Raw genomic sequence first — 7489 nt, 5'->3', positions numbered from 1 at the left:
AGGGTGATCATGTCGATGAAGTTCTTTTTTCGTACAAGGCCGCCGTAAAATAATCCAACCCCCGGCGTCATGATCATCACGAGCGCCGTTGAGGCAAGGATCCATGCTGTTGCTCCAGAATCAATTGCCATGTATTTCACCTGCAATGAATAAAATTTCTAAAATTATTAGGAGGCCGGGACTGGTGTGCCCCGGGAAACTGTGATCGATCTGGGAGGTTTTGGAACAGGATGACACTTGGTGGCGCATCCGTGCAATACAGCCATATGGTCAATGCCCGCCTGCCTGTCTTGTGCCATTATATCCATCTCCTTCCAACCGTTCAGGAAAATTATAGGAAAGAATCTTCGTTCCTACTCTAATTAAAGTTAACTATTTTATAGTGAGAGTATTTTTTATCATTTTCCAAAGGGGATCTGATTCATCATGCAAAATTTCGTTATGATTCAGCCTGTTTCGTGAAATTAAAAAATGCGATGATACCTGTACTACTCCATTGGAAGTCAGATCATCGTGCAAATGTGGGAGCGCGAGAATCTTTTGCTCGGGAGAATACAGAACCCAGTCGAGATGGATTCATTAAAGAAAACAATCTGGTTCAAAGAACCAGGATCCAGGGAAAAACCGATCGAGAAATTTTTCATGTTTTTCTGCAAGGAATTTTTTGTATTCATTAAGCAGCGCATCGGTCTAGGCATTCGTCTTTTTTATTGGTATGTAGCTGAGCACGTTCGTCCTTTTGAGCAGTTCTTCCCTGATTGCGAAATCATTTACCAGTCCGAAATTTTTTTGTCGCGGCCAGAATCCAGTCCATTTGGTCGATACAGGTCTCCTTACCATCCCACAAGGATCCGCGGTCATCTTGTCAGGGGAAAATGCTCCACCACGGATCGAGCAATAGTACCACTCTCTGTAATCACATCCCATGTTCTTACTCCTTGATCATTACGAGGCTCATCTTGAACCGTTGTCGCGCCTGCACCGCGTGCGGCTTGTTTGCCGGCAGGATGATCATCTCACCGGTCCTGACTGTGAACGGTGAACCGGCAATCATGACATCGGCCTCGCCGTCCGTAACAGTGAGGATGGCATCATAAGGTGCAGAATGCTCGGAAAGTCCCTCCCCGGCATCGAATGCGAAAAGGGTGACGGTGCCGGTCGTCTTGAAGACGATCATCCTGCTCGCCACCGTCCCCTCCTGGTACTGGACGAGGTTATTGACTTCGAGGACTCTTGCTCTAAGGTCCTCGCGCTTTTTATCAGCGTCAGTTTTTTGTTCCTGTTCAGATTCCGCCATAACATTTCCTTTCTTTCTGGTACGTGTGCAGGGAGTAATATGGGTATCCCCTCTCTCATCCTGCTACGATGTATTCCCGGTTATTTTCAAAGATTCGATCAAAACACCAGCGTCAGGAAAATCCAGTAAATCCCAACCTGAATTATTGTGAGGGGGATGCCCACCCGGGCAAACTCCGCAAAACTTAGTTTCTGCCCGTCTTTTTCCGCGTTCTGGATGATAATCACGTTGCTTGCCGCTCCGAGGATCGTCAGGTTGCCGGCTATAGTACTCCCGGCAGCAAGGGCCATGAACTGGGCCGTTTCTCCTCCTGCCCGTAGGATCATGGGCAGAAAAAGGGCGACAAACGGGACATTGGAGATGAACTGGCTCGTGACCACACTTGTGCAGAGGATCGTTGGTATTGAGGAGAACGCCGGCCTCCCGATGAATGCCTGGAATAACCCGGTCTGCCAGACGCTCTCCATGAGCACGAACATGGCGGCAAAGAAGACGAGAGTCGGCCAGTCGATCCTCTTGATAAGTACAATCCGGGACTTCGCGAGAAGGAGAATCGGTGCCGCGGCGCAGACCGCTATCACGGGAAGCGATATGAGTATTTTTGCGCCAGCAACAGATGCGAGGGCATTTGCCCCTGCAAGGATGAGGAGGATGGCAACAGAACATTTCGCAAGGGGTATCAGGTCATTCTTACCGGTTTTTGGGATCTGGACTGCTGCCGGGACCTTCCTGAATTCATTGCCGTAAAAAATCCTCAGGACAACGAACGCCGCCGCAAGGCTGATCAGTGTCGGGATGAAGAGGTAAATACCGAATGTAACGAACGGGGCCGGCATTCCGGAGTTCACCGCAACGAGCAGGTTCTGGGGGTTCCCGATCGGGCTCATGACACTGCCGGTCGTGATGGCGACAGCCAGTGCAAGCAGCAGCAGTTTTGGCAGAATGCGCGCCCCCGCCGCAAGTGCCAGGACGAGAGGGGTGCCGATGATGGCGAGGGTATCGTTCATCAGAAAGGCAGAGAGGAGACCGGTCCCGAAGAGGACAGCGAGAACGATGTGATCGGTTGTTTTTGCCCGGGAGAACAGACGACCTGTGATCTCCGACAGGTACCCGCTCTCTACGAGAGCCTGCCCTACGACAAACATGCCGAACAGGAAGACCATGACGTCAGGGTTGATGGCCCGGACCGCGTCCGGCAGGGATATCTGTCCCGTTGCAAGGACCACCAGTGCTCCCCCGAGCATGATCTGCCAGATCCTGAGCCTGATCCTGCCGATCTGACGGACCGCGGTCAGCAGGAAGACGGCTGCAAGTACGATGACTGCAATGTACGTAGACTCACGTTACCGGCCCGGGCAGATGAGTTTTTGTATTTGACCCGCCATTGCGGTGCAGGTAAAATGAGCCATGCGTGTCTTCTTTTTATTTACCCGATTTATAAACAGCCCAGTGCAGGAGGATCCCGTTCCCGATTCTGCGTTCCTCTAAAAGTCTGAGTCGGCAGAACTCCGATTCGCGGAGGAACCCTTCGCCATCTGCAAGGGTCGGTGCATCCCTCCCCCCGATGATGATGTTGCCGATGAATGTGTAGATCTCGTCCACGAGCCCTGCTGTAACAAGGCCGCCGATCAGCGCCCCGCCGCCTTCCACCATGATGCGCCGGATGCCGAGAGTTCCCAGCTCATCCATGAGGGCCGTAAGGTCCACGGTATCCTCACCGGTGATAATCACGGTCGCATACTTCCGGATTTCCGCGACTTTCTGTTCGTCTGCGGCCTTTGAGACAGCAACAATTCGTTTCCCTTCCCCTTTGTGCAGGACTGAAGCAGCGGGTGGGATGCGGGCGGTACTGTCGACTACAATGCGCACGGGGTGTTCATCCAAGCCCCGCCGTCGCCGGATGTCCCGGCACTCATCCGCTTTCACGGTCAGCGACGGGTCATCGGCGAGTACGGTCCCAATTCCGACCATGACCGCATCACTGTCCGACTTGAGGCGATCCACGCGGTTGAAGTCCTGAACCCCGGATATCTTCACCTGTCTCCGCTCACGGGTGGAGAGTTTCCCGTCGGCGCTCATGGCCACGTTAACGATGATATGAGGGCGCATATTCCAAGCAAGGTTGCATTGCCAGTTATATCAAACCACTGCTCAGTACCGGGAAAGGGGGAGATTCTCCCTAACGAGGGAAAGATCTGGCTGCAGACCCGGTTACCGGATTTTTGTCCGGAGGGTCTGTCCGGAACCGGGATCCGACAAGGCACCTTCAAATAACAAGAAAATCAAATTGCGAAGATAGGTATGGGCGAAACGGAGATTCAGATTTACCGGCATTCCGTCCCGGTCTCGGATATCATACGGTTCTGCATTATTGCAGCGCTTGCAATCTTCTGCACGCTTATTACTGCAATCTCATTCTCCCGGTCCATTGCGTTCCTCAATTACCAGCTCTTTTTTATCCCTATCCTCTATGCGGCCTACTTCTACCCGAGAAAAGGGCTCTACGTTGCCTGCCTTTGCGGCGTCGTGTTCCAGGCAGTGGGTTACTATTACAGTTACCCAGACTCTGTTGCCATGGTGAGCGTGACTGCCGAAGCGATCCTTTTTGTCCTCATTGCGGTCATCATCGCGTATTTTATCGAGCGGATCCGGGCCGGGGAAGTGCGCTATCGCACCGTGTTCGAACACTCCCAGCTGGGGATTATCCTCTTTGATCAGATGGATTTTACCATTAAACAGTCAAATGACAAATTCAACGGCATGCTCCATTACACCTCTCAAGACATTCTGGCAAGGTCATTCTTCAGCATCTTTTTCACGCCTCAGGATCAGACACGTTTTCTGGAACGCATCAAAAAAGGGGAGACCATCGAGAATTTCGAGACCCGTCTCATGACAAAGGAAGGGGACGGCTGCTGGGTAAACCTCTCGTGGAGCAGGATCGATCAGAAGACGGTCAGCTGCACGGTCATCAACATCAATGCACGCAAACTCGCAGAGAAGATGAATAATGACAATATGATGAAGTACCGGCAGCTGACCGAACATTCCCCGACCGGTATCCTGATCATCCAGGACGAGCTGATCCGATATGTCAACCCGTCGTTTGCCGTTTTTTCCGGTTACGACAAGGCAGAAATTTCCGGGAAGGACCTCTCCGGTTTGATCGACTCCCGCGACAGGGACAGTTTTACCCGGTTCTCCCAATCAGGGAGCAGGAGTATCCCGAAGTCAGACCACGGAGAGTTCCGTTTTATTACAAAGACCGGCGAAACTCGCGTGGGGGCACTCTCAACGACCCCGATTATGCATGTTGGTAAACCCGCAATGCTGATCAATATCGTGGACATGTCCGAACAGCAGCGGCTGGAAGACAAGATTCTTCTGGATAACGAGCGCCGCCGGGGAATCATCATGACGGTTGCCCACGAGCTGAGGACACCGCTCCAGCCGATCCTGGGGTACATCAACCTGCTGGTATCCGATACTGAAGGGTATGGCATCCAGGATGATACCAAAAAGATCCTCGAACGCTGCCTGGTTAGTGTCGACCGTGAGCGCCAGATTATCAACCAGATGCTGGAACTCTCTGTCCTGGAAAGTGGCAAGGTCCATCTGAGATACTCAATGTTCTCTCTTGCAAGTCTCGTGAAAAAAGTGATCGATACCGGGGGCTACCCGATCAAGGCCGAAGTAACTCTTGACATCGGCGATCCTGTTATTGTGTCCGCCGACAAAGACCGCTTATTCGGCATCCTTGACTCGCTCCTTTCCAATGCCGTCAACTATTCCAAACCGCCGCGAAAGGTCGCGATCTATTACCGTTCTGGAGCCGGCGACAACCAACATCATATCTCGGTTCGCGATAACGGGATCGGCATACAGGAAAGCGCGTTCACGTCCATATTTGAACCGTTCCAGCTCGCCGATGCCGCGATGCTGTCCCGCAAGTATGACCGGCTCGGGTTATCCCTCTCTATCGCCAAGAAAATAGTCCAGATGCACGGCGGGGATATTACAGTCGAAAGTGTGGTAAATGCCGGAAGTACGTTTACCATTCATCTGCCAAAAGAGGTGCCGAATGAAACATAAGATTATGCTCGTTGAGGATGACCAGCCTATCCTTGAGATGATGGATATCCTGCTCCGCAGGATCGGCTATGAACCGGTCCTGGTACCGGATGTCCTCGAGGCGCTCGAGCGGGTGCGGAAGGACCCCCCTGCGCTCATACTGCTTGATATCATGATGACGCCGATAAACGGTTGGGAGTTCCTCGAGAAACTGAGGGGTGAGTACGATATGAAAGATCTGCCGGTTCTCCTCTTTACCGCCTTACCCTCCGCAGAAGAGAGGCTTGCACAGATGAAAGACCAGAATCTCGGCATCCTGCAGAAACCTGTCACGATCACCGAACTCAGGGCCGGCATTGAACGGTTTCTCTCGAAATAATTTTTTCCGGTTTTGGAGCCTGTCAGGTGCCGTCATCACGTACGTATCACAGTATGGGTGAGAAATATGTCTCCCTTGCCATGAACTCGGGGGTACGGGGATAGCAGGAGGCCCGCTTCGGAAAAGAAGCGGTAATAGAGCAGGCTTACAAAGTGAGTATTACTCTCTTCCGGTGCACGTATGGTCTTTATTAAATGAGAATATCGCTGCACAACCGCTGGTGTTCATCTTTTTTTTCACCCTCCCGGAAGAAGAGCTGTTTGTATTTGAGCAGCGCACCGTAGTTGGCCGAAGTAGAGGCTCCGATAATTTTTTCCAAGCGTCGGAGGGGAAACGTTCTGAAACAGGCTGTAGATATTTCAGATTCTGACCGGTACAGATAGATGTCCGACAGGCCATAGGTGTCCTGGAAGGTGGCAATTTCCGATTCGATGCACCAATCGTAAAGGTAACGAAAATAAAGAGTGCCCCAGGCCTGATTTGAACAGGCGACAACTAGATCTTCAGTCTAGCGCTCTCCCAAGCTGAGCTACTAGGGCAGGAATACAAATGTTGGCACTTGTGACTAATAAATGATCTGTTCCACCCGCTCCCGGGACGGTCCTTCCGACCGTTCTTTTTTATAGGGAAGGATGACAGTATTAACAAAATGAACTCCCCGAATGCCAATAATGATGACTCAGGGCTTGCGAGCGCGATAAAAAGCCGCAGGGCGCACGTGGTCCACCTGACCCACAATGATCTCGATGCCGTGGGTGCGGATGCGATCCACCGGATGGTGTTTGGCACTGACGGGGTTTTCACCATCTGGTCTTCTGTGGGGAAGTTCCCCGCACTGTTCTCAATCGTCGCCTCCTGCGAGGGAAAAGGGGACCTTCTCTCGATCTCTGATCTCGGCTATCACCGGGACACTGAAACTATCGCAGCAAAGGCACGGAAGAACGGGTGGAAGATCTCGTGGCGGGACCACCACCGCTGGCGTGAGGAGGAGACAAAAAAGATCGAGAAGGTGGTGGAAGCCCTCCACATCGATACTTCCCTCTGCGGTACCGGAATCGTTGCCCTCGACCTCGCCCCGGACAACCTGGTGGCGGCCGAGGTAGCCCGGGTTGTCTGTGATTACGACCTCTGGAGACATGCCGACCCGCGATCTGCCGTGCTCGGGCAGGTGCTCCAGAGAAAGAAGAACCGCGAGCACGTCCGCGACTGCCTCCTCTCCGGTATCTTTACCGATGACCTGATCGAGCGCGAATCTGCGGAGATCAGAGCCGAGATGGATACCCTGATGCACCGCAGCCTGGCCCACGCAACAATTCTCGGCAAAAAATACCGGATCGCTTTTGCCCCCCTGTACGGCTACCCGAGCGAAACCGCCAATTTCATCCGGGACGAGAAGAAGACTGATATTGAGGTGATCATTGGAAAAGACGGCAAGTTTTCCGTGCGCTCGCTACCTCCAATCAGCCACCTGCTCGCTCGTGAATTTGGCGGGGGGGGCCACCCGAATGCAGCGGGAGGGTCGTTCAACTTCACCGTCATTGAACGGTTCACCTGGTGGCTCTTCAAAAAGAGCAGACATTTCGACGAATTTGTAAAAGTTGCTGAAAGGCATTAGGAAGCCGGTAACCGCAATCCGTGCCGACAGTGAAGGTGGAAGTGAACATCCGCTCCTCTGCCCGGGTCATGGGGTCAGGCATCGAAGGCACCGGATACCCCAGCCGTTCCAGCCCCGGAATGACGGG

The 7489-nt window shown here is 52.7% G+C and carries 6 protein-coding genes, 1 tRNA gene and 1 pseudogene; 3 read left to right on the top strand and 5 right to left on the bottom strand.

All coding sequences use genetic code 11. The features are described 5' to 3' along the window. The 4 genes and pseudogenes from ABSB80_RS08540 to ABSB80_RS08525 all read right to left on the bottom strand — a co-directional run. Nucleotides 1-131, bottom strand: a pseudogene (locus ABSB80_RS08540) (ammonium transporter); the annotation flags it as partial. Nucleotides 132-931: 800 nt separating this feature from the next. Next, complete coding sequence (locus ABSB80_RS08535) at nucleotides 932-1297, bottom strand: cupin domain-containing protein (protein ID WP_428370075.1); 366 nt, start codon at nucleotides 1295-1297, stop codon at nucleotides 932-934. A gap of 98 nt (nucleotides 1298-1395) precedes the next feature. After that, complete coding sequence (locus ABSB80_RS08530; RefSeq protein WP_428370083.1) at nucleotides 1396-2553, bottom strand: SLC13 family permease; 1158 nt, start codon at nucleotides 2551-2553, stop codon at nucleotides 1396-1398. Nucleotides 2554-2719: 166 nt separating this feature from the next. Then, a complete protein-coding gene (locus tag ABSB80_RS08525) occupies nucleotides 2720-3406 on the bottom strand; it encodes a 2,5-diamino-6-(ribosylamino)-4(3H)-pyrimidinone 5'-phosphate reductase (protein WP_428370073.1) in 687 nt (228 codons plus the stop codon). 192 nt (nucleotides 3407-3598) lie between these two features. On the opposite strand from ABSB80_RS08525, the gene ABSB80_RS08520 reads away from it, so the two are divergent. Beyond that, nucleotides 3599-5389: a PAS domain S-box protein gene (locus ABSB80_RS08520; RefSeq protein ID WP_428370071.1), complete on the top strand. Its 1791-nt coding sequence runs from the start codon at nucleotides 3599-3601 to the stop codon at nucleotides 5387-5389. After that, nucleotides 5379-5747 carry a response regulator gene (locus ABSB80_RS08515; protein ID WP_428370069.1) on the top strand — a complete coding sequence of 123 codons (369 nt, stop codon included), beginning with the start codon at nucleotides 5379-5381 and terminating at the stop codon, nucleotides 5745-5747. The genes ABSB80_RS08520 and ABSB80_RS08515 overlap by 11 nt, the downstream gene beginning before the upstream one ends. Nucleotides 5748-6212: 465 nt before the next feature. Here ABSB80_RS08515 and ABSB80_RS08510 read toward each other — a convergent pair. Continuing rightward, a tRNA-Phe gene (locus ABSB80_RS08510) sits at nucleotides 6213-6286 on the bottom strand. Between the two features lie 110 nt (nucleotides 6287-6396). Here ABSB80_RS08510 and ABSB80_RS08505 point away from each other — a divergent pair. Next, nucleotides 6397-7362: a phosphoesterase gene (locus ABSB80_RS08505; protein ID WP_428370067.1), complete on the top strand. Its 966-nt coding sequence runs from the start codon at nucleotides 6397-6399 to the stop codon at nucleotides 7360-7362. The last annotated feature ends 127 nt before the right edge of the window (nucleotides 7363-7489 follow it).

Source organism: Methanoregula sp., from assembly GCF_050010295.1.
Taxonomy (GTDB): Archaea; Halobacteriota; Methanomicrobia; order Methanomicrobiales; family Methanospirillaceae; genus Methanoregula.
The sequence above is the reverse complement of the archived record's forward strand: the minus strand, read 5'-3'. Positions and strand labels throughout refer to the sequence as shown.

Excerpts from the sequence above, each read along its gene's own strand:
- ABSB80_RS08525 (WP_428370073.1), bottom strand. The coding sequence starts at position 3,406 with ATGCGCCCTCATATCATCGTTAACGTGGCCATGAGCGCCGACGGGAAA.
- ABSB80_RS08535 (WP_428370075.1), bottom strand. The coding sequence starts at position 1,297 with ATGGCGGAATCTGAACAGGAACAAAAAACTGACGCTGATAAAAAGCGC.
- ABSB80_RS08505 (WP_428370067.1), top strand. The coding sequence starts at position 6,397 with ATGAACTCCCCGAATGCCAATAATGATGACTCAGGGCTTGCGAGCGCG.
- ABSB80_RS08520 (WP_428370071.1), top strand. The coding sequence starts at position 3,599 with ATGGGCGAAACGGAGATTCAGATTTACCGGCATTCCGTCCCGGTCTCG.
- ABSB80_RS08515 (WP_428370069.1), top strand. The coding sequence starts at position 5,379 with ATGAAACATAAGATTATGCTCGTTGAGGATGACCAGCCTATCCTTGAG.